Here is a 19,205-nt window from a genome sequence, read left to right on the forward strand (position 1 = left end):
CTTGAGGAGACTCAGGTTATATGGTCAAGAAGAGAAGCGCAAACGGTGGATGCCTTGGCAGTAAGAGGCGATGAAGGACGTGGAATCCTGCGAAAAGCTCTGGGGAGTTGGAAACGTGCGTTGATCCAGAGATGTCCGAATGGGGGAACCCGGCTGTAGAAATACAGTCATCTTTAACTGAATACATAGGTTAAAGAAGCGAACTCGGGGAACTGAAACATCTAAGTACCCGAAGGAAAAGAAATCAATTGAGATTCTCTCAGTAGCGGCGAGCGAACGGGGAAGAGCCTGGTGTGATTTATTAATCAATGGAGTAGAACAGATTGGGAAATCTGACCGTAGGGGGTGATAGTCCCGTATACGCAGATTGATTAAGGAACTAAGCACGCGAAGAAGTAGGCCGGGACACGTGAAATCCTGGTTGAAGATGGGTGGACCATCATCCAAGGCTAAATACTCCTTACTGACCGATAGTGAACCAGTACCGTGAGGGAAAGGCGAAAAGAACCGCGGAGAGCGGAGTGAAATAGACCCTGAAACCGTTTGCGTACAAGCAGTGGGAGCATGGCTTAGGCTGTGTGACTGCGTACCTTTTGTATAATGGGTCAGCGAGTTACTTTCAGTGGCGAGGTTAACTGAATAAGGAAGCCGTAGAGAAATCGAGTCTGAATAGGGCGAGAGTCGCTGGGAGTAGACCCGAAACCGGGCGATCTAGCCATGTGCAGGATGAAGGTTGGGTAACACCAACTGGAGGTCCGAACCGGGTAATGTTGAAAAATTATCGGATGACGTGTGGCTAGGAGTGAAAGGCTAATCAAGCCCGGAGATAGCTGGTTCTCCCCGAAAGCTATTTAGGTAGCGCCTCGTGAATGATTACTGGGGGTAGAGCACTGTTTCGGCTAGGGGGCTGTCATGGCTTACCAAACCGATGCAAACTCCGAATACCGGCTAATTGAATCACGGGAGACACACGGCGGGTGCTAACGTCCGTCGTGAAGAGGGAAACAACCCAGACCGCCAGCTAAGGTCCCCAAGTTATGATTAAGTGGGAAACGATGTGGGAAGGCATAGACAGCCAGGAGGTTGGCTTAGAAGCAGCCACCCTTTAAAGAAAGCGTAATAGCTCACTGGTCGAGTCGGCCTGCGCGGAAGATGTAACGGGGCTAAAATCATACACCGAAGCTGCGGATGTGCCTTAAAGGCACGTGGTAGGGGAGCGTTCTGTAAGCTGATGAAGGTTCATTGAGAAGTGGGCTGGAGGTATCAGAAGTGCGAATGCTGACATGAGTAACGATAATGAGGGTGAAAAACCCTCACGCCGGAAGTCCCAGGTTTCCTGCACGACGTTAATCGGAGCAGGGTGAGTCGGCCCCTAAGGCGAGGCTGAGAGGCGTAGTCGATGGGAACCAGGTTAATATTCCTGGACTTTCTATAAGTGGTGATGTGGGGACGAAGAAGGCTAGATGAGCCGGGCGTTGGTTGTCCCGGTACTTGCACGTAGGTGGAGAGACTTGGCAAATCCGGTCTCTTGTTAACACGGAGGTGCGAAGTGGTTCTGACCCTTCGGGGTGCAGAGAAGTCATTAATGCCAGGCTTCCAGGAAAAGCTGCTAGCCATAACTTATAGAGAACCGTACCGCAAACCGACACAGGTGGACAGGTAGAGAATACTAAGGCGCTTGAGAGAACTCGGGTGAAGGAACTAGGCAAAATGGTACCGTAACTTCGGGAGAAGGTACGCCCTTGATGGTTAGTTGCCTGCGCAACAAAGCTGTTGAGGGCCGCAGAGACCAGGTGGCTGCGACTGTTTATTAAAAACACAGCACTCTGCAAATTCGTAAGAAGACGTATAGGGTGTGACGCCTGCCCGGTGCCGGAAGGTTAATTGATGGGGTTATCTTCGGAGAAGCTCTTGATCGAAGCCCCGGTAAACGGCGGCCGTAACTATAACGGTCCTAAGGTAGCGAAATTCCTTGTCGGGTAAGTTCCGACCTGCACGAATGGCGTAACGATGGCCACACTGTCTCCACCCGAGACTCAGTGAAATTGAAATCGCTGTGAAGATGCAGTGTACCCGCGGCTAGACGGAAAGACCCCGTGAACCTTTACTATAGTTTTGCACTGGACTTTGATGATAACTGTGTAGGATAGGTGGGAGGCTAAGAAGTGCGGACGCCAGTTCGCATGGAGCCGACCTTGAAATACCACCCTGTTATTATTGAGGTTCTAACTTGGTCCAGTAATCCTGGATAAGGACAGTGTATGATGGGTAGTTTGACTGGGGCGGTCTCCTCCCAAAGAGTAACGGAGGAGCACAAAGGTACCCTCGGTACGGTCGGACATCGTACCAAGAGTGTAAAGGCAAAAGGGTGCTTGACTGCGAGAGTGACGGCTCGAGCAGGAACGAAAGTTGGTCTTAGTGATCCGGTGGTTCTGTATGGAAGGGCCATCGCTCAACGGATAAAAGGTACTCCGGGGATAACAGGCTGATACCGCCCAAGAGTTCATATCGACGGCGGTGTTTGGCACCTCGATGTCGGCTCATCACATCCTGGGGCTGAAGCAGGTCCCAAGGGTATGGCTGTTCGCCATTTAAAGTGGTACGCGAGCTGGGTTTAGAACGTCGTGAGACAGTTCGGTCCCTATCTGCCGTGGGCGTAGGAAAATTGAGAGGAGCTGCTCCTAGTACGAGAGGACCGGAGTGGACGAACCTCTGGTGTACCGGTTGTCACGCCAGTGGCATTGCCGGGTAGCTAAGTTCGGACGGGATAACCGCTGAAAGCATCTAAGCGGGAAGCCTCCCTCAAGATGAGTTTTCCCATGAAGCCCGTTGAAGACTACGACGTTGATAGGCGAGGTGTGGAAGCGTAGTAATGCGTGAAGCTAACTCGTACTAATTGGCTGATTGTCTTGACCATATAACCTGATGCGCTTCAGGTTATATGGATAACATGAATGTGACTCTATTTTTTACCGGCCTCGTGGCCAACCCGGGTAAGACCGGAAAAACCATGATGCTTAAACCGTTTTCCTGGCGACCATAGCAGTTTGGAACCACCTGAATCCATCTCGAACTCAGAAGTGAAACAGACTCGCGCCGATGATAGTGTGAGGCTTCCTCATGTGAAAGTAGGTCATCGCCAGGGTTTTATTCCGAAGCGGCTCAGATAATATCTGCGCCGCTTTTTTTTGTCTAAATCCGGCATCCAGGCCTGTACTTCATTTTTGGTTAATGCACGACTCCAAGACTTAAAAATTGATTATCGAGGTAGGCTGTAAAGAGCGTCATGTTCTCTTGGCTGCTCTGACAGGATCAATGGAGGACAATCCGGTTCCCACCCGCATGCCGGCCTTCTTCCAAGGCGCTATGAGCGTCGTTAATAAGACTGGAGCTTTCTTGATGTACATCCCGATCATAAAACGCGACCCCAATGGTTATAGTGGCTTTAATTTCTCCGGCTTGAGTCGCCATGGGCTCATGTTCAATGTTTTGTCGAAGCCGTTCCGCTGACTTTAATATCTCGTGTTTATCATTAAGCGGTAAGATAATCATGAATTCTTTACCACCTAAATACCCTACGGATGCGTCACTGTGGCAATGAATTACCAGATTGCGCGCAATGGCATACAATAGGTCATTGCCTACTTCTGCACCATATTCATCTGCGAATGATTTAAAGCTATCAATTGATACATTAAATAATCCAAAAGTTTCCTTGTCCTGCTTACTGAGCGTCATTTGTTGTTGCAATAATTGCATAATGCCATTTGCATTCCAGGTTTTGGTAACCCCATCAAGCAATGTCATCCGTTCCGGGCATTCAAGTTCAATAGTGCGTCTTTTAAAAGCCTCCAGGGAGTGAAAATTATTAATTTCTGAATCAACCAGGGCAGCCAGATCATGCAAAATTGATTTTTCAGTGGGGGAAATGTGACGCGGCTTGTTATCAATTATGCAAAGCGCACCGATGGGATGATGGTCTTGACTCGCATGAATGGGGTAACCTGCATAAAAGCGTATCGAAGCCTTCTCGCCAGTAACCAGAGGGTTATTTTTAAAGCGAATATCGGATTGAGCGTCCGGTACGATCAATGCCTCTTCTTTTAGAATGGTGTGGCCACAAAACGAGATTTCCCGTGGTGTTTCGGTTAAGTTGGAGCCAATAATGGATTTAAACCACTGTTTGTCCTTATCGATCAAGCTAATCGCCACAATGGGTACATCAAATATTTTTTTGGTTAGGCTGGTTATTTGTTCAAATCCTTGTTCCATCGGGGTATTAATCAATCCTGTGGCATGCAATGCTTTTAATCGTTCGGCTTCATGAGTATGAGCTTTTGGTTTAATCATAACTTATCTCCTATACATATTAAGTCTAGGTAACAAGAAGTTATAAAGCAAAATTATCAGTATTTTCTGTTATAAATTTTTGAAATTTATTATTCGATTAATTAGATTTGTCTTGAGCGTTTGCTTTGCTGATAAAAACGGCGGTGATTGCACTGAAGTAATTGCGAAGTTAAATCGTAAATATACAGGCTATGATTTTTTTAAAAAAGCATGACATTTATCTTCTCATATTTCTTAATAAAATCATTAAAAATATCGTCAATTATGTCTAATAATACATTTATGTAAAAACATATGCCCGTTAATTAGTACCTGAGCCGTGTCTTCATCTGCATGACCACTCATGATAATGATGGGGAGTTTGCAATGGTATTTTTCGAATTTCTTCAATCAGTTGAATGCCACGCATATGGGGAATGAGTAAGTTGGTGATGAGATATCTCACGCTTTAGAGAAACCATTGAACAGGTATAGTAATCAAGTGATGCTCAATTTTGACCGCCCTGGTTAGGTGGAGTCCACCAATACTTAGACTCTGTCATGGCGCTTCATGGCGCGTGCATTCGATAGTCAATAAAAACAGTCTGTAACAACATGAATGCCTTCTGACGGGTGCTACAGACACGTTGCGGCACCGCCACTTCAGCATCAATACGCCTGCCTTTAGAATTTTCTGCAGCAGTCCTCTTACCCGAACCTCTTCATAATATTGACAAAATCCTGATTATTACCTTAAATAAAATGACATGCATGCTGGTTTTATCAATTAATGCATAAAGCTTGCTTGAGTTTGTGTAATGTGAGGGCGATATGGCCATTCTAAAGGGTAATTTAGCGGGGAAAAAAGAGAAAGTAAAAATTGAGCTCAAATTGGATACATTGAGGGCAATAGAATGTTATTGCCAGTGGGCCAAAATTGATGACATCGGTTATTTTGTTGAAGAGGCAGCGCAATTTGTTTTTTCAAAAGACAGGGATTGGAAACAACACTTAAAGCAACTAAAAAAAGCTGGCCAATCCTCAGACAATTAAGCCTGCGCGAGCAGGCTTAATTGCTATTATTTTCATTGCTCTATAAGGGTGTTCCTCTGACGAGGAGTACGACAATAAAAATCACTAATAAAAGCCCAACAATACCTGAAGGACGATAGCCCCAACCGGCGCTGTAAGGCCATGCAGGCAATACCGCGGCCAGCAATAGTATTAAAATGATTAATCCTAAAATACTCATGATTTCGCTTCCTTTTTATTAAACTGAGCATCATTACTCAATTAAAATCTATTATTTATTATAGTTCATTTAATAAAAATCAAGAAAAAATTGACGGTTAACCATGTGTAAAAATGATTCGAAAAACGAGATATTATGAGCTTATTTTTAAGGTGTATTTGACAGTTATAACGCCTGTTACGCTGGGGATGCGCAAATAATATTACTTCTTTTATCGGGGGGGCTGATCATGAATAATAGGTTAAAATCCTGTTTTTTGTCATCGCGGTCACCGGCCGGCGAATTTCACTAATGCTATTGCTCATGCCGCGTTATCAGCCCGGTTTGTGACCGCCAATAGGAGTCGTATCGGTATGAAAATGGGTGGTAAAGTCTGGATAAATGAATCTGATTTTGTGTCGAAAAAGCGGTTCATCATAACTGCCTTCCGCTTGTGACTTATCTGTGTCTGCGTGAGCACAGGTCTTTTCTTATAATCAAGGTTGTATATAAGGTCCAAGGGCATGTGGTCGAATAATAAGTCATTTTTTCTATTTTGACAACAGGAATAAGTCATTTAAGTTGCATGATTATGTAATATATTTACCTAAAGTTTTTATTATATACAGCCATTGAATTTGACAAATTTTTAATAAAACATTATTGTTAAAATAAGTTGCATTAATTAATAATTAGATAATAATTTATTTTTATATTTATTTGCATTGAAAAATGGAATTTATTTCTATAGGAGTTTGTTATGGAAAATAGAATTAACCATGGTAAATATGGTCGGGAAAATTCAGGTCAAACCAATGACCCCGATGACATCAATGATGAATGAAAATCTCCTCGACAGGAAGACGTTAAGAATTATCGCTATCCATTGGAAAATGAAGCCGACATGGATGTTGATGATGACGACGAACGATTGAACAATCATTTTGGTAAAAATAATCCCTCAATTTAATGTCACCTACTCCCTCCCTTAGGGGAGGGGAAACAGCCTTGAATAACGACGCTTTCCAAAAAGCCTGCATTGACGACATGGTCAACGGCCATACCAAAGCACGGCTCATCGATAACCATTATTTAAATCAAATGTGCAATCCACAGTTAAAGGATCATCCCGAACAGACCCGTAAAGTGCAGAAAGAAATAAAACAAAGCCATTAATAGCTTTGTTTGGGTTTCAAATCGAGCGTAATCACATCATCCGGTCCACCCCCTGGAGGCACGACCGTAATGGTTGTATTGGTGAATGAACCAATTTCATACTCGTCGGCCTCCAGGGATACAGAGCCCCCTTTCTGGTTGCGTGCCGAAGCGACATCTGCAATTTGAGATAAATCATCCGCTGAAATGGTTTTGCCGCGTATGACTTCGATTGTTCGAGTCCCTTCGCTTAAGTCAGCCAGTTGCAGGGATTGCGATGAAGCATAGCCCGGTATTGCCAAACCGGTTAATACAGCCAGAAACACTATCCGTATGATCATGCTATTCACTCTCGTTTGATAAACTTATTTAACTATAGCTCATTCAGCAACCCATTTAGGCCGGGGAGGCTAAATGGAGGAGCAAGGCCTTTTGAACATGCAGGCGGTTTTCGCTTTGCTTAAAAATAAGGGAAGAGGGACTATCCGGTAAGGTCGAGGATACTTCTTTTCCTCGTGTCATGGGCATGCAATGCATGAATACCGCTTCAGGGTCTGCCAACGTCATCAACGCTTCATTCACCTGAAAGCCGGTAAATTCTTCCTCATCACCTACCGTAAAACCCATGCTTGTCCAGACATCGGTGTAAACAGCCTGAACATCACGCACGGCCTCTTGGGGATGAGTGAAGGCTTTAATGTGCTCAGGATAATGGCTTTGAGCAAGGGCGACCAGCGCGCGATTGGGTTGACGCTCATCCGGGCAGCAATAATGGATGGTCATGCCCAGTTGCGGTGCCAGCAGCAACAGGCTATGCAGGATATTATTACCATCCCCCACATAAGTGAGCGTCAACCCGTCAAGCGAATTAAAATGCTCATTAAGCGTCAGTAAATCAGCAAGAATCTGGCAGGGGTGATGCAAGGCTGAGAGGCCGTTAATAACCGGCACAGCGGCATGCTTAGCCATTTCAATCAGGGTTTCATCATCATGAGTACGAACCATAATGAAATCAGCATAGCCATTTAACACCCGGGCCATGTCCGCAGGTGTTTCCTGTTTGCGTGTCGCGCTGACGCTTTCAATAGCTATCCCGCCCATGCTTTGTATCGCCAGGGCAAAGCTTAGGCGGGTTCGGAATGAGGGCTTCTCAAAAATCATGGCCAGCGTTTTATTGACTAAGGCCTGACGATAAAAGGCCGGTGTTTTTTTAATGGCTTTCGCCTGATTAAGAATCAGCTGCATGTCCTGACGGTTTAATTCCATACCGGTAAGCAAATGCCTGAGAGGCGATAAGCGTGCTGTATTTTTTTCATACGGCTGCCTCAGATTATTCACTTCTGTAATGCCGGTATCCAGACCAAATATGGCTTGTTGCAAATTAATGACAAAGGTATTCGGGGTGACCTCGGTGATGGGCGAGGTGTCTGTCTGCTCATGCAGCAGGGCATCAGGATTGGGTTTTGGAAGAGACATCTGGATCCTCCTTTAATAATTCAGTGAGAGAACAATGCCTGGATTCTGCCTCGGCAACCCAGAGCCCCACCTGATGGTGCGCGTCACGAAACGGCATGCCGTTGATCACAAGGGATTCCAGAAGACGGGTGGCATCCAGGTAACCGCTTTTGGCCTGCTCGTTCATCCAGTCGGTATTAAACGTCAGGCTTTGCAAGAAAGGGGTCATGATGGATAAGCAGGCGTTGACCGTCGCGACGGTATCGAAGAGCGCTTCCTTATCTTCCTGCATGTCCTTGTTATAAGCGAGAGGTAATCCTTTCATCACCGTTAGTAGGGCCATTAAGTGCCCATAGACTCGCCCGCTTTTACCGCGAATGAGTTCAAGCACATCCGGGTTTTTTTTATTCGGCATTAAGGACGAACCGGTAGCAAAGGCATCGCTTAAGGTGATGAAATGAAACTCACGGGTTGCCCAGAGAATCAAATCCTCGCAAAGTCTCGACAGATGCATCATGATGAGCGAGGCGACATGGACCAGTTCAATAACAAAATCACGATCACTGACGGCATCGAGTGTATTGTCGACAATGCCATCAAAACCAAGCGTTGAGGCCACCCAGGCCCTGTCAAGGGGCAGGCTGCTGCCTGCCAGGGCCCCAGCACCCAAGGGTGAATAATTCATCCGCTTGTACCAATCATCAAGCCGGCTCTTATCGCGTTGAAACATACATTGATAGGCGCCAAAATAAGTACCCAGACGAATGGGTTGGGCTTGCTGCAGATGCGTGTACCCAGGCATCCAGTTTTCCTGATACTGATTGGCCATTTCGCTTAGGCAAGAAATCAGGGCGTCAAGCTTCTGCTTAAATTGCTGCCCGGCATCGCGGCAGTATAAGCGCAGGTCCAGCGCTACCTGATCATTGCGGCTGCGTCCGGTGTGTAATTTTTTACCGGTATCTCCGAGTTGTGTAATGAGGAGTTGTTCAATGAACATGTGAATGTCTTCGCTGCCCTGGTCAATATCATGCAAGCCCTGCTCTAGCTCCGCCTTGATTTTCACCAGGGCGGCGTCAATGGCTGCCCCCTCGTCGGCTGTCAGCAGGCCTTGCCGGGTCAGCATTGCCGCATGGGCGCGACTACCGTCGATGTCATGTTTGAAAAGTTTTTGATCAAACGACAGGGAAGCATTAAATTCATTCACGCGGGCATCCAGTGCCTGTTTAAATCGTCCACCCCAGGTTTTATTGGTCATCCTGCACCCCTTGATGATGCACCAGCCCGTACACTTTGGCTGACAGAGAAAAAAGATTAATAAAGCCTTCTGCGTCTTTCTGATTATAAACACTGTCCTCCTCAAAGGTTGCCAAGGCGGGATTATGCAGGCTGAAAGGCGACTGCATGCCGCAGGGGATGATATTGCCTTTGAAGAGTTTTAACCTGACACTGCCGCTGACGTGCTGTTGCGTGACGGCGATAAAAGCGTCCAGGGCTTTTTTACTGGGTGAAAACCAGCGTCCTTCATACACCAGATTGGCATAATGCGGCTGCAGGGATTGTTTGAGGTGCAGGGTGTGCCTATCCAGGCACAGGCTTTCAAGCATTTGGTGTGCTTTATAGAGCACGGCCGCCCCGGGCGCTTCATAAATGCCACGTATTTTCATGCCCACCAGGCGATTTTCAACAATATCGGCCACGCCGATACCGTGTTTGCCCGCGAGCTCATTCAATTGTTGCAGGAGGTGAACAGGCGTTAATTTCGCTCCATTTATCGCCCGCGGCACGCCTTGCTCAAAGTCGAGGGTAACAATCTCCCCTTCATCCGGTGTTTTTTCAAGCGGCGTTGTCATCAGTAATACATCATCCGGCATGGGGGTGGCCGGATCTTCAATGGCGCCACCCTCGTGTGAGATATACCAGATATTGTGATCACGGGAATAGGGTGCTTTGGGTGTGACCGGCACGTCGATGCCATGGGCTTTGGCGTAATCAATGGCTTGTTGCCGTGATTTGATTTCCCATATTCGCCAGGGAGCGATAATCTGTAATTGTGGCGCCAAGGCTTTAACGGTGTATTCAAAACGTACCTGATCATTGCCCTTGCCGGTGGCACCGTGGGCAATGGCGTCGGCCTTTTGAGCCAGGGCAATTTCCACCAGTTTTTTGGCGATTAACGGCCGCGAAATGGTGCCCAGCACATATTGCTCTTCATAGAGAGCGCCGGATTTGACCAAGGGCCAGAGATAATCGGTCACAAATTCAGTCTGCACATCAACGACAAAGGCTTCGGCCGCACCGCTTGTTAATGCCTTTTTTTGAATGGCCTTGAGGTCTTCCTGCTGCCCGAGATCGCAAATCACCGCGATCACCTCGGCACCCGGCACATGCTCCTTAAGCCAGGGAATCATGACGGACGTATCCAGTCCGCCTGAATAAGCCAAGGCAATTTTTCTGATTGTTTTTTTCATGTTCATCCCCTTAATAATACGTTTGCAAGGCGGCGATTGGATCGTCTAGGTCAGCGGTGTTTAAATCCGCAATGAGATTGCCCTGGTTAATGACCACCAGCCGTTCGGCAATGCCGGTTAAGAAAGGCAGGTCATGGGAAGCAATCACCATGGATACGTTCATGTCCTTTACCTGGTTTAACAAGGCAACGACATCATTCGTGCTGCTTCTGTCCAAACCCGAAGTCGGTTCATCGCAGAGCAGCCAATCAGGTTTCATCATCAGGCTTCTGGCTAAAGCGACACGCTGTTTTTGTCCGCCAGATAATTGTTGCGGAAACGCGTCTACTTTTGACGTAAGCCCCAAAAAATCAAGTAACTGAAGCGCCCGTTCTTCGTGATTGATGTCTTTTTCATGAAGGCTTGGTGCATATACCAGATTATCAAGAACGGTCATGTGCGGGAACAGTTGAAAATCCTGAAACATGAATCCGCTTTTGCCGCCTAATTCAATTCTGCCGCTGTCTAAGGTCTCAAGTTGCTGGATGCAACGTAGCAAGGTTGATTTACCGCTGCCCGACGGGCCGGCAAGACCGACCACGCTGTGGGCCGCGATGCTTAAGCTCAGTTGATTCAGGACAACGGTGTCGCCAAACTGTTTGCAGGCTTTAGTGATTTGTAACATAGTCACCTCGTTTTTCAATCGTTTTGCCAAGCCATTCAATGAATAAAACCAGGCTGTAGTAGTAACATCCAGCTATGCACAAGGGTATGAAGTAGGTAAATTGCTGGGCGGCTAAAGACTGCGCCTGACGCATTAAATCCATACCGCCTATGGTTGAAATCAAGGCCGTCTCTTTCAGCAGGGCGATGATTTCATTGATAATGGCCGGGAAAATGGCTTTTACCACCTGCGGGAGAATGATGTCTTTCCACAGGTAGAACGTCGGAATCTGAAGCGTGGCTGCGGCTTCAAATTGTCCCTTCGGTAAACCTTCAATGCCGGCACGCAGGATTTCCGCAAAATAAGCGGAGCTGTTAAGTCCAAAGGCAATAATACCGGCGATAAGAATGCTTGGGCGTGCCCCGGTTAAAGCCGGCGCTGAGAAATAAATCAGGCTCAATTGTAAAATTAACGGTGTGCCTCTCAAAATAGAAATCAATCGGTTGATGCACCATGTTGCGATACCATAATAACGTCCGATAGACCATAAACTGCCGAGTACCAGACCGAGGGTAATACCACCGGCCAGCAGTTGCAGCGTCAAAGCAATCCCTTGGCCGATAAACCATAAATTCTGGCTCCACTCGTTCATAAGGACTCCTTAAACCACTGCGCTTTCAGTTGCTTTATTTCGCCTTTGTCTGTCAGGCGTTGAAGGGCCTGATTGATTTGCAGAGTCAGGGGCGATCCTTTCTTCACCGCAATGCCGTAACCATCTTTTGCCTGTGCGATGATGCTGAAAGAGAGGTTTTTATGCTTTTGACTGAAGACACGGCCTTGCGCACCGTCCATAAGCACCACATCGACATGGCCGGCTATCAGGGCCTCAACCGCCTGATTGTTATTATCCAGGGCTGTTATTTGTGCTCCAGGGAATTGCTGCCTTACCCAGATTTCCATGACGGAGCCAAGCTGCACGGCGATTTTTTTATCTGCCAACTGCGACGATTGGGTGACTGGCTGATTGTCAGGATAAACCGCTGCCATTCCCTCAAAATAATAAGGCATGGAGAAATCAACGTTTTTTTGACGTTCAGGCGTGATGGTAAGGGTGGCAATGGCCGCGTCATCCTGGCCTGAGGTCACGGCGGGCAGCACGGTACTGAATTGCATGTTGTCAAAAACTGCCTTCTTACCCATTTCCTTGGCGACAAGCCTGGCTAAATCGATATCAAATCCTTTGAGTTCGCCGTGATCATCATATTCAAATGGTGGATATTCAGCGGAGGTGGAAAAATGCAGTTCATCGCTGCTTTTTTGTGGTTTGCAACCAGAAATTAAGGCAATTCCTAGAATAAGAGCCCAATAAAAATAATATCTCATGAATGCGTATCCAATTTTTAATCATTTTGTGAATATAACAGGGAGGCATTTGAATTGTCAATCAAAAATGAATATAATTTCATTTGTTTTGATATATATTCAAGGAGGGGCGCTTGTCTCATGATCAGATCATTGATGATTTAATCGTTAATATCGTGCAAACCGAAGTGATTGCCGAGCAAAGTGATTTACAACAGAGTTTGAAAAAAAGGGGGTACGACATCCCTCAGGCGACGTTGTCGCGGCGGCTTAAAAAAATGAAAATTGCCAAGGTAGCCGGGCTGTACAAAGTCATTGATTACCATCAGCCGGGGTTGCCGTTGGTGTTAAACATTCAGGTTTCTGATTTTGGCCTCATTGTTTTGCAAACCCATCCTGGCAACGCCAGCAGTCTGGCCTATTATCTCGATCGCAAATACGTTTCCTTCAGCGCAAATGAGCCTGCCGAGTCGGGTATTCTTGGTACCATCGCCGGGGATGATACCGTCTTGCTGATTGTGAAAAGCAAAGCGCATCAACAGCAAGTTTGTGCATTGCTGCATCAGGAGTTTCCCTATTTGTTGATGAGTTAGCCGTTCAGGTAGTTGTTTTTTAAGCGGACATAATGCGCGGCTGAGTAGTCTAAATGGCGCAACTCCTCGTCTGAAAGCGGGCGAATGGCCTTCGCTGGGTTACCGAGATAAAGATAGCCGCTCGCTAACCGTTTGCCCGGCGGCACAACACTGCCGGCCCCAATGAGTACATGATGCTCGATGTAAGCCCCATCGAGAATGAGTACACCCATGCCAATGAGGCAGTAATCGTCAATTTGACAAGCATGCAGGACGGCTTGATGCCCTACCGTGACGCCTTTCCCAAGAATGAGCGGTTTACCGCCAGGGGTGAACGGGCCGTCGTGTGTGACATGCAGAATGGCGGCATCCTGAATATTGCACTCATCACCGACCGTAATGGTATTTACATCGCCGCGAATAACCGCCATGGGCCAGACGGATACATGGTTGCCGAGATGCACCCGGCCAATGACAGCGGCGGTGGGATCGACATAAACCTCCTGGCCAAGCACGGGGACATAATCAAGATAAGGTCGAACGGCTGGGTTCATGTTTACACCATGGTTACCAATTCTTCGGCACTGGTCGGATGGATAGCGACCGTGTTGTCAAAATCGCGTTTGCAGGCGCCCATTTTAACAGCAACTGCGAATCCTTGCAGCATTTCATCTGCACCATAACCAATGACGTGCAGGCCGACGATTCGTTCTTCTTTACCGTAAGTGACCAGTTTCATCGCCGTCGGTGTTTTTTCGCTGCTAAAGGCGTCAAACATGGGATTAAAGCGGGTCTGGTAAATTTTAATGGAATCGTGACCGTATTGACGGATAGCCTCTGCTTCGCTGAGTCCCACACTGCCGATGGGTGGGTGGGTGAAAACGACAGAAGGGATATCATGATAGTTCAAATGGGCTTTAGCCTCACCGCCGAACAGCCGATCAGAGAGGCGGCGGCCGGCGGCAATCGCCACTGGCGTTAAGGCGGGGGCATTAATCACGTCCCCGATGGCATAAATTCCCTCAACCGAGGTATTCTGGTATTTATCGACTGTAATTAAACCGCGGGCATCCCTGTTCACGCCGATTCGGTCTAAATTCAAATGGGCCGTGCGAGGCGAACGCCCAATGGCTGCGATGACCGTATCCAGGTTGTCTATGACCGAACCGCTGCGGCAGACAATGATTTTTTTACCCTGTTTATCGGTTTTAATTTCTTTGGCATGGTGATTGACATGCACATGCAGGCCCTGTTGCCGCATAATCTCCATCAGGGTATCGCCGAGCATGGCATCAAAACGGCTCAAAGGGGTTTCACCGCGGATTAACAAATGGGTTTCCGTGCCCAAGCCATGCAGGATCCCGGCCAATTCCACCCCAATATAGCCACTGCCGATGATTGCGGCTTTCCGGGGTTTGTCGGTCAAATCAAAAAAGCCATCGGAATTGATGGCATGTTCAATGCCGGGCAAATCAGTCGGCATGCTGGGTTCACCGCCTGTGGCGATAATGATGTGAGGGGCCGTATAGTGTTCACCGCCTACATCGATGGTATGGGCATCAACAAAAGTGCCTTTGCCGTTTAAGAGCGTCATTTTATATTGACTGAAACGCTTGCCATAAATTTCCCTAAGGCCCGCGACATAGGCATTGCGCTTTTGCACCAGGGTTTGCCAATTCAAGCGGATATTGGTCGGCGCAAAACCGTAATCGATGGACTTGCGCAGGGTTTCGGCAATATTGGCGCTGTTATACATCATCTTTTTAGGAACGCAGCCTAAATTGACGCAGGTTCCGCCTAAATACTGCTGTTCGACCACGGCCACTTTGGCGCCGTGTTTTGCGGCTCTTACCGCGCTGGCTATGCCGCCGCTGCCGCCGCCAAGAACGATTAAATCGAATGTCATGTCATTATCCTTTTAACAGGCCGCAAAGCCAGGCCATAAGCGCTATACAAAATTGAATGGTAGGCAGAAATGCCATGAAGAGCAACCTTCGTCTCATACTTGCAAGAACATGATTTTTCATAGAATAGCTGCAAGTTCAATTGCAATTCATTATACTCAAATCATGCTTTAAACCGTAGCCGCCATGACAATCAAACATCACATTGCTCTGTTGTTAATCCTTCTTCTGCAAAGCTGCGGCCACTCCGGCGAGCGGAGTTATCAGGGGTATGTGGAGGGTGAAAACATTTATCTCGCGTCCCCCAATTCAGGCATTTTGGAAAAACTACTGGTCAAACGAGGCCAGACGGTAACTAAGGGGCAACTGATTTTTCAATTGGATTCAGAGCCTCAGGCGCAAGTCATCAAGCAGTATGCCAGTGATTTGGAGCAGGCCAAAAGCCTGCTCCTCGATTTAAAAAATCCGCGCCGTGCTCCGGAGGTCGAAGCCATTGAGGCACAGATTGAGCAGGTGGATGCCCAAATAAAATTAACGGAAATCCGCGTGAAGCGTTACCAAAGCCTGTATGAGAAAAATGCCATTGAGAAAGATCGCCTGGATGAAATTTTAGCCACCTATGATCAGCAGAAAAAATTAAAAGATCAGTACCAGGCTAATTTAACGCTGGCTAAAATGGGCAGCCGCAGCGAACAGATTAAAGCGCAGGAAGCACAGATTCAGGCCATTACCGCCAAACTCAATGAAGCCAAGTGGCAATTGGCGCAAAAAACCGTGTATTCTCCTGCTGCTGGCGTGATCTTTGACACCTACTACCGCCCCGGTGAATTTGTCGGTGCGCAACAGGCCGTGGCGTCATTGCTGACACCGGAGAATGTTCATATTGAATTTTATGTGCCGGTTCAGGAATTGGCTCATTTAAGCGTTGGCAAGGCAGTAAGTTTTACCTGCAGTGGTTGTCAACCGGACAATACCGCCGTCATCAGTTACATCGCGCCAGAAGCGGAATATGCGCCGCCCCTCGTCTATAGCCGGGAAAACGACGATAAACTGGTCTTTCGCATTCAGGCGAGATTTGACCATTTCCATGCCTTCAAACCCGGCCAGCCGGTAACGGTGTTGGTACGATGACCGACGACGCCATTATTGATGTCCATCATTTAACAAAATCGTTCGCCGGCAAAACCGCGGTTAACGGCATTGACATGCTGGTTAAGCGCGGAGAGGTGTTCGGTTTTTTAGGTCCGAATGGCAGCGGCAAAACAACCACCATCCGGATGCTCTGTGGCTTGTTAACCCCGGATAAAGGGGAGGGTCAATGCCTGGGCTATGACATCCTCACGGAATCAAAAAAAATAAAACAACACGTCGGCTATATGACTCAGAAGTTCAGTTATTACCTGGATTTGACGGTGGAAGAGAATTTAAATTTTGTCGCCCGTGTCTATGGCGTGGATAGGCGCAAGGAGCGGGTTGAACAGACGATGGCGGATTTGGAATTAACGGCTCGCCGCAATCAGTTGACCCGGCAATTATCCGGCGGTTGGAAACAACGGGTGGCGCTTGCGGCCTGCCTGTTACATGATCCCGATTTGTTGTTGCTGGATGAGCCAACCGCTGGGGTCGATCCCATCGCCAGACGCGAGTTCTGGGACAAAATCCATAGTCTAAGTGAACAAGGTATTACCACTCTGGTTTCAACCCATTACATGGATGAGGCCGAGCGCTGCACCCGGCTTGCCTATCTTGCCTATGGCGATTTACTGGTTACCGGCACAGTCGCTGAAGTCATTGCCACCACCAAACTCGGCACCTGGGAGATTTCAGGTGAAGTGACTACCGGACTGTTGCAGGAAACCAAACAATTGCCAGGCATTGTGCAATCCGCTTTGTTCGGTAGCCGTATCCATGTGTGTGGGTATGACAAGACCCTCGTGGAAAATGAACTGAATAAACTGGCGGCACTATACCCCATACGCTGGGAGGCAATCGAACCGACATTGGAAGATGCCTTTATCAGCCTGGTTAACCAAACAGGAGGAAAAATGGGATGAGAGCCCCCTTTGCTTCCGGACTTATTGGCATTATGGTCAAAGAATTCATTGAAATGCGGCGGGACAAGGCCACATTGGGCATGATTCTTTTTATACCCCTGCTGCAACTCATCCTGTTTGGCTTTGCCATTAACAACAATCCCCGCCACTTACCCACCGCCATTGTGAATAATGATCCCAGCCCGCTGACCCGCCGAATTTTAAGCGGCATGGAAAATTCGACCTATTTTAAATTTGTGTCGCCCTTTTTGAGTGAAGATGAAGCACATCGTCTGCTCAAACAGGGAAAGGTGCAATTTGTTGTGAGCTTCCCGCCCAACTTCTCTCATGATCTGGCAAAAGGCTTAAGGCCTGTGTTGTTACTCGAGGCCGATGCCACGGATCCGGCGGCAACCAGCCGGGCTGTGAATGTCTTTGTTGAGCTTGCTTCCCTGGTGTTAAAGAAAGAGTTAACGGGACCGCTCGCTGGTTTAAGTGCAAAAATGCCGCCTTACCAGCCCCAGGTTCATACCATTTATAATCCTCTGGCGATTACTTCCTACAACATAGTTCCCGGGTTGCTCGGGGTGGTGATGACCATGACGCTGGTGGTGGTCACGGCCCTGGTTATTACCCGGGAATATGAATTGGGAACCATGGAAAATTTGCTGGCAACGCCGGTGAGGCCTCTGGAAGTGATGATTGGTAAGTTGATGCCGTATATTATTGTTGGTTATCTGCAGGCCCTGATTATTCTGATTTTAGCTAAAATTCTCTTTGGTGTGCCTATGGAAGGCAGCATCCTGCTGTTGATGGTGTGTTGTCTGCCGTTTATCTTCGCCAATCTGGTGATGGGATTGACCTTTTCCACGATGGCCTCCACGCAGTTGCAGGCAGCTCAAAGTGCGATGTTTTTCTTTTTGCCCTCCATCCTGCTCTCGGGCTTTATGTTTCCCTTTCAGGGCATGCCGGAATGGGCGCAATGGGTGGGATCTATCCTGCCATTGACTCATTTTCTCATTATCGTGCGGGGAATTTTGCTTAAGGGCAATGGGTTTTGGGATGTCTGGCAGGAAACCATTCCCATCATGCTATTTGCCCTGGTGATGATGGCCATTGGTTATAAACGCTACCGCCGTACACTGGACTAAGTCAGGAAGCGACCGACTTCTTCCTCTACACGGGAATCAATCAGCACCTCAATGTGGTCGATGCCTGGAATAATTTTTAGCGCGGCATGAGGGTATCGCTGGCAAAAGTGAATGGATTCCACGGGGCGGATGGTTTTGTCTTCGCTGCCATGGATGCAGAGAATAGGGACTTTGCCGCGGTGGACTAAATGCCTGAAATGCAAGCGCTCAATCTGGGTGGAGGCATTTTGTCTGAAAATATTGCGTAATTCACGGTAACCCTGACCGGTTAAGCGCAATTGTCTGGCCAAGCGGCCTACGGGGGTGCGCATGCGGGTGGGGGAGGCGATGAGGACCATGCGCTCAGGCTCAACGGCCAATTGCCATTCGTCGAACTGATTGGCCAGATTCAGTGTGTTCAGCAACATCGAGCCGCCAAAGGAATGGCCAATTGCGGCATGAAAAGGGCCAAAGTGATTCATGGTTTCACGAAGAATGCTGACCGCCTCGGTCCAGGTCAATTGCAGGCCTTTCGCTTCGCCATGCGCTGGAAAATCCAGGGCATAGACATCATAGCCCTGCTGATGAAGGTGGCGGATGAGGTTTACCATGTAAGCGGCCCGCGACATCCAGCCATGGGTAATTAACACTTTTTTGGCGGCTGGGTTATCGGGCTGGGCAAAATGATGCAACACATGATGGCGCGGTGAATGGCGCTCAATCAAGGTCGAACGTTTGCTGACGATGTATTCACAAGCTCGCTCGGCAAAGGCCCGGTATTGCTTTTCCACGGGCATGGGGAGCGGGGTAATGATCAGTTGATAACAGAGCTGGGCATGTAAAAAATCCCTCATCTCTTTTAAGGTATTGACGAACATCATCTTTTCCCTTTTTTTTGTTCTATTTAGAGCATAGTTTAAAAA

General features: G+C 47.8%; 18 protein-coding genes and 2 rRNA genes. 8 read left to right on the forward strand and 12 right to left on the reverse strand.

From position 1 onward, the window contains the following. Positions 1–22 precede the first annotated feature (22 nt). Together Lery_RS07685 and rrf are read left to right on the forward strand one after the other, a co-directional pair. A 23S ribosomal RNA gene (locus tag Lery_RS07685) occupies positions 23–2,917 on the forward strand. Positions 2,918–3,029: 112 nt separating this feature from the next. Continuing rightward, a 5S ribosomal RNA gene (rrf, locus tag Lery_RS07690) occupies positions 3,030–3,145 on the forward strand. A 167-nt stretch (positions 3,146–3,312) separates the two neighbouring features. On the opposite strand, the gene Lery_RS07695 is transcribed toward rrf, so the two are convergent. Further along, positions 3,313–4,350, reverse strand: coding sequence for a sensor domain-containing diguanylate cyclase (locus tag Lery_RS07695; protein ID WP_058526672.1), 1,038 nt, complete (start codon positions 4,348–4,350; stop codon positions 3,313–3,315). Between the two features lie 810 nt (positions 4,351–5,160). On the opposite strand from Lery_RS07695, the gene Lery_RS07700 reads away from it, so the two are divergent. Continuing rightward, positions 5,161–5,382, forward strand: coding sequence for a hypothetical protein (locus Lery_RS07700; RefSeq protein ID WP_058526673.1), 222 nt, complete (start codon positions 5,161–5,163; stop codon positions 5,380–5,382). A gap of 40 nt (positions 5,383–5,422) precedes the next feature. On the opposite strand, the gene Lery_RS14990 is transcribed toward Lery_RS07700, so the two are convergent. Beyond that, positions 5,423–5,581, reverse strand: coding sequence for a DUF3309 family protein (locus tag Lery_RS14990; RefSeq protein WP_082657155.1), 159 nt, complete (start codon positions 5,579–5,581; stop codon positions 5,423–5,425). Between the two features lie 987 nt (positions 5,582–6,568). Here Lery_RS14990 and Lery_RS07710 point away from each other — a divergent pair. After that, positions 6,569–6,736 carry a hypothetical protein gene (locus Lery_RS07710; protein ID WP_156412483.1) on the forward strand — a complete coding sequence of 56 codons (168 nt, stop codon included), beginning with the start codon at positions 6,569–6,571 and terminating at the stop codon, positions 6,734–6,736. Here the strand turns inward: Lery_RS07710 and Lery_RS07715 are convergent. Genes Lery_RS07715 through Lery_RS07745 form a run of 7 tightly spaced genes read right to left on the reverse strand, consistent with a single transcriptional unit; the run spans position 6,733 to position 12,664 of the window. After that, positions 6,733–7,056, reverse strand: coding sequence for a hypothetical protein (locus Lery_RS07715; protein WP_131751063.1), 324 nt, complete (start codon positions 7,054–7,056; stop codon positions 6,733–6,735). The two genes, Lery_RS07710 and Lery_RS07715, sit on opposite strands and share 4 nt — an antisense overlap. 55 nt (positions 7,057–7,111) lie before the next feature. Next, positions 7,112–8,191, reverse strand: coding sequence for an ornithine carbamoyltransferase (argF, locus tag Lery_RS07720; RefSeq protein WP_058526677.1), 1,080 nt, complete (start codon positions 8,189–8,191; stop codon positions 7,112–7,114). Next, on the reverse strand, positions 8,166–9,425 hold the full coding sequence (gene argH / locus Lery_RS07725; RefSeq protein WP_058526678.1) for an argininosuccinate lyase: 1,260 nt from the start codon (positions 9,423–9,425) through the stop codon (positions 8,166–8,168). Before argH ends, argF begins: the two co-directional genes overlap by 26 nt. Beyond that, entirely contained in the window at positions 9,415–10,638 is a 1,224-nt protein-coding gene (locus Lery_RS07730; RefSeq protein WP_058526679.1) for an argininosuccinate synthase, read from the reverse strand. The genes argH and Lery_RS07730 overlap by 11 nt, the downstream gene beginning before the upstream one ends. Positions 10,639–10,648: 10 nt before the next feature. Beyond that, positions 10,649–11,302 (reverse strand): amino acid ABC transporter ATP-binding protein, encoded by a 654-nt coding sequence (locus Lery_RS07735; RefSeq protein WP_058526680.1) that lies wholly within the window; start codon positions 11,300–11,302, stop codon positions 10,649–10,651. Further along, positions 11,286–11,933, reverse strand: a complete 648-nt coding sequence (locus Lery_RS07740; RefSeq protein ID WP_058526681.1) for an amino acid ABC transporter permease — start codon at positions 11,931–11,933, stop codon at positions 11,286–11,288. Before Lery_RS07740 ends, Lery_RS07735 begins: the two co-directional genes overlap by 17 nt. Beyond that, a complete protein-coding gene (locus tag Lery_RS07745) occupies positions 11,930–12,664 on the reverse strand; it encodes a substrate-binding periplasmic protein (RefSeq protein WP_058526682.1) in 735 nt (244 codons plus the stop codon). The genes Lery_RS07740 and Lery_RS07745 overlap by 4 nt, the downstream gene beginning before the upstream one ends. Before the next feature lie 113 nt (positions 12,665–12,777). Between Lery_RS07745 and Lery_RS07750 the strand changes: the two genes are divergently transcribed. Beyond that, positions 12,778–13,236: an arginine repressor gene (locus Lery_RS07750; RefSeq protein ID WP_058526683.1), complete on the forward strand. Its 459-nt coding sequence runs from the start codon at positions 12,778–12,780 to the stop codon at positions 13,234–13,236. On the opposite strand, the gene Lery_RS07755 is transcribed toward Lery_RS07750, so the two are convergent. Both Lery_RS07755 and gorA read right to left on the reverse strand, forming a co-directional pair. Beyond that, positions 13,233–13,769: a gamma carbonic anhydrase family protein gene (locus Lery_RS07755; RefSeq protein ID WP_058526684.1), complete on the reverse strand. Its 537-nt coding sequence runs from the start codon at positions 13,767–13,769 to the stop codon at positions 13,233–13,235. The two genes, Lery_RS07750 and Lery_RS07755, sit on opposite strands and share 4 nt — an antisense overlap. Positions 13,770–13,771: 2 nt before the next feature. Next, entirely contained in the window at positions 13,772–15,121 is a 1,350-nt protein-coding gene (gorA, locus tag Lery_RS07760; RefSeq protein WP_058526685.1) for a glutathione-disulfide reductase, read from the reverse strand. A 184-nt stretch (positions 15,122–15,305) separates the two neighbouring features. Here gorA and Lery_RS07765 point away from each other — a divergent pair, with 184 nt between their 5' ends. The 3 genes from Lery_RS07765 to Lery_RS07775 are packed head-to-tail and all read left to right on the forward strand — an operon-like array spanning position 15,306 to position 18,303. Beyond that, positions 15,306–16,250: an HlyD family secretion protein gene (locus Lery_RS07765; protein ID WP_058526686.1), complete on the forward strand. Its 945-nt coding sequence runs from the start codon at positions 15,306–15,308 to the stop codon at positions 16,248–16,250. After that, positions 16,247–17,173: an ABC transporter ATP-binding protein gene (locus tag Lery_RS07770; RefSeq protein ID WP_058526687.1), complete on the forward strand. Its 927-nt coding sequence runs from the start codon at positions 16,247–16,249 to the stop codon at positions 17,171–17,173. The genes Lery_RS07765 and Lery_RS07770 overlap by 4 nt, the downstream gene beginning before the upstream one ends. Next, positions 17,170–18,303 (forward strand): ABC transporter permease, encoded by a 1,134-nt coding sequence (locus Lery_RS07775; protein WP_058526688.1) that lies wholly within the window; start codon positions 17,170–17,172, stop codon positions 18,301–18,303. The genes Lery_RS07770 and Lery_RS07775 overlap by 4 nt, the downstream gene beginning before the upstream one ends. Here Lery_RS07775 and Lery_RS07780 read toward each other — a convergent pair. Next, the gene (locus tag Lery_RS07780) at positions 18,300–19,160 is read right to left on the reverse strand and encodes an alpha/beta hydrolase (protein ID WP_058526689.1); all 861 of its coding nucleotides are present in this window, start codon (positions 19,158–19,160) and stop codon (positions 18,300–18,302) included. The genes Lery_RS07775 and Lery_RS07780 overlap by 4 nt on opposite strands. Positions 19,161–19,205: the final 45 nt, after the last annotated feature.

The sequence above is a fragment of the Legionella erythra genome, from assembly GCF_001467615.1.
GTDB classification, from domain to species: Bacteria; Pseudomonadota; Gammaproteobacteria; order Legionellales; family Legionellaceae; genus Legionella_C; species Legionella_C erythra.

Excerpts from the sequence above, each read along its gene's own strand:
- Lery_RS07695 (WP_058526672.1), bottom strand. The coding sequence starts at position 4,350 with ATGATTAAACCAAAAGCTCATACTCATGAAGCCGAACGATTAAAAGCA.
- gorA (WP_058526685.1), bottom strand. The coding sequence starts at position 15,121 with ATGACATTCGATTTAATCGTTCTTGGCGGCGGCAGCGGCGGCATAGCC.
- Lery_RS07700 (WP_058526673.1), top strand. The coding sequence starts at position 5,161 with ATGGCCATTCTAAAGGGTAATTTAGCGGGGAAAAAAGAGAAAGTAAAA.
- Lery_RS07745 (WP_058526682.1), bottom strand. The coding sequence starts at position 12,664 with ATGAGATATTATTTTTATTGGGCTCTTATTCTAGGAATTGCCTTAATT.
- Lery_RS07770 (WP_058526687.1), top strand. The coding sequence starts at position 16,247 with ATGACCGACGACGCCATTATTGATGTCCATCATTTAACAAAATCGTTC.
- Lery_RS07735 (WP_058526680.1), bottom strand. The coding sequence starts at position 11,302 with ATGTTACAAATCACTAAAGCCTGCAAACAGTTTGGCGACACCGTTGTC.
- Lery_RS07780 (WP_058526689.1), bottom strand. The coding sequence starts at position 19,160 with ATGTTCGTCAATACCTTAAAAGAGATGAGGGATTTTTTACATGCCCAG.
- argF (WP_058526677.1), bottom strand. The coding sequence starts at position 8,191 with ATGTCTCTTCCAAAACCCAATCCTGATGCCCTGCTGCATGAGCAGACA.
- Lery_RS07740 (WP_058526681.1), bottom strand. The coding sequence starts at position 11,933 with ATGAACGAGTGGAGCCAGAATTTATGGTTTATCGGCCAAGGGATTGCT.
- Lery_RS07730 (WP_058526679.1), bottom strand. The coding sequence starts at position 10,638 with ATGAAAAAAACAATCAGAAAAATTGCCTTGGCTTATTCAGGCGGACTG.
- Lery_RS07755 (WP_058526684.1), bottom strand. The coding sequence starts at position 13,769 with ATGAACCCAGCCGTTCGACCTTATCTTGATTATGTCCCCGTGCTTGGC.
- Lery_RS07765 (WP_058526686.1), top strand. The coding sequence starts at position 15,306 with ATGACAATCAAACATCACATTGCTCTGTTGTTAATCCTTCTTCTGCAA.
- Lery_RS07775 (WP_058526688.1), top strand. The coding sequence starts at position 17,170 with ATGAGAGCCCCCTTTGCTTCCGGACTTATTGGCATTATGGTCAAAGAA.
- argH (WP_058526678.1), bottom strand. The coding sequence starts at position 9,425 with ATGACCAATAAAACCTGGGGTGGACGATTTAAACAGGCACTGGATGCC.
- Lery_RS07715 (WP_131751063.1), bottom strand. The coding sequence starts at position 7,056 with ATGATCATACGGATAGTGTTTCTGGCTGTATTAACCGGTTTGGCAATA.
- Lery_RS14990 (WP_082657155.1), bottom strand. The coding sequence starts at position 5,581 with ATGAGTATTTTAGGATTAATCATTTTAATACTATTGCTGGCCGCGGTA.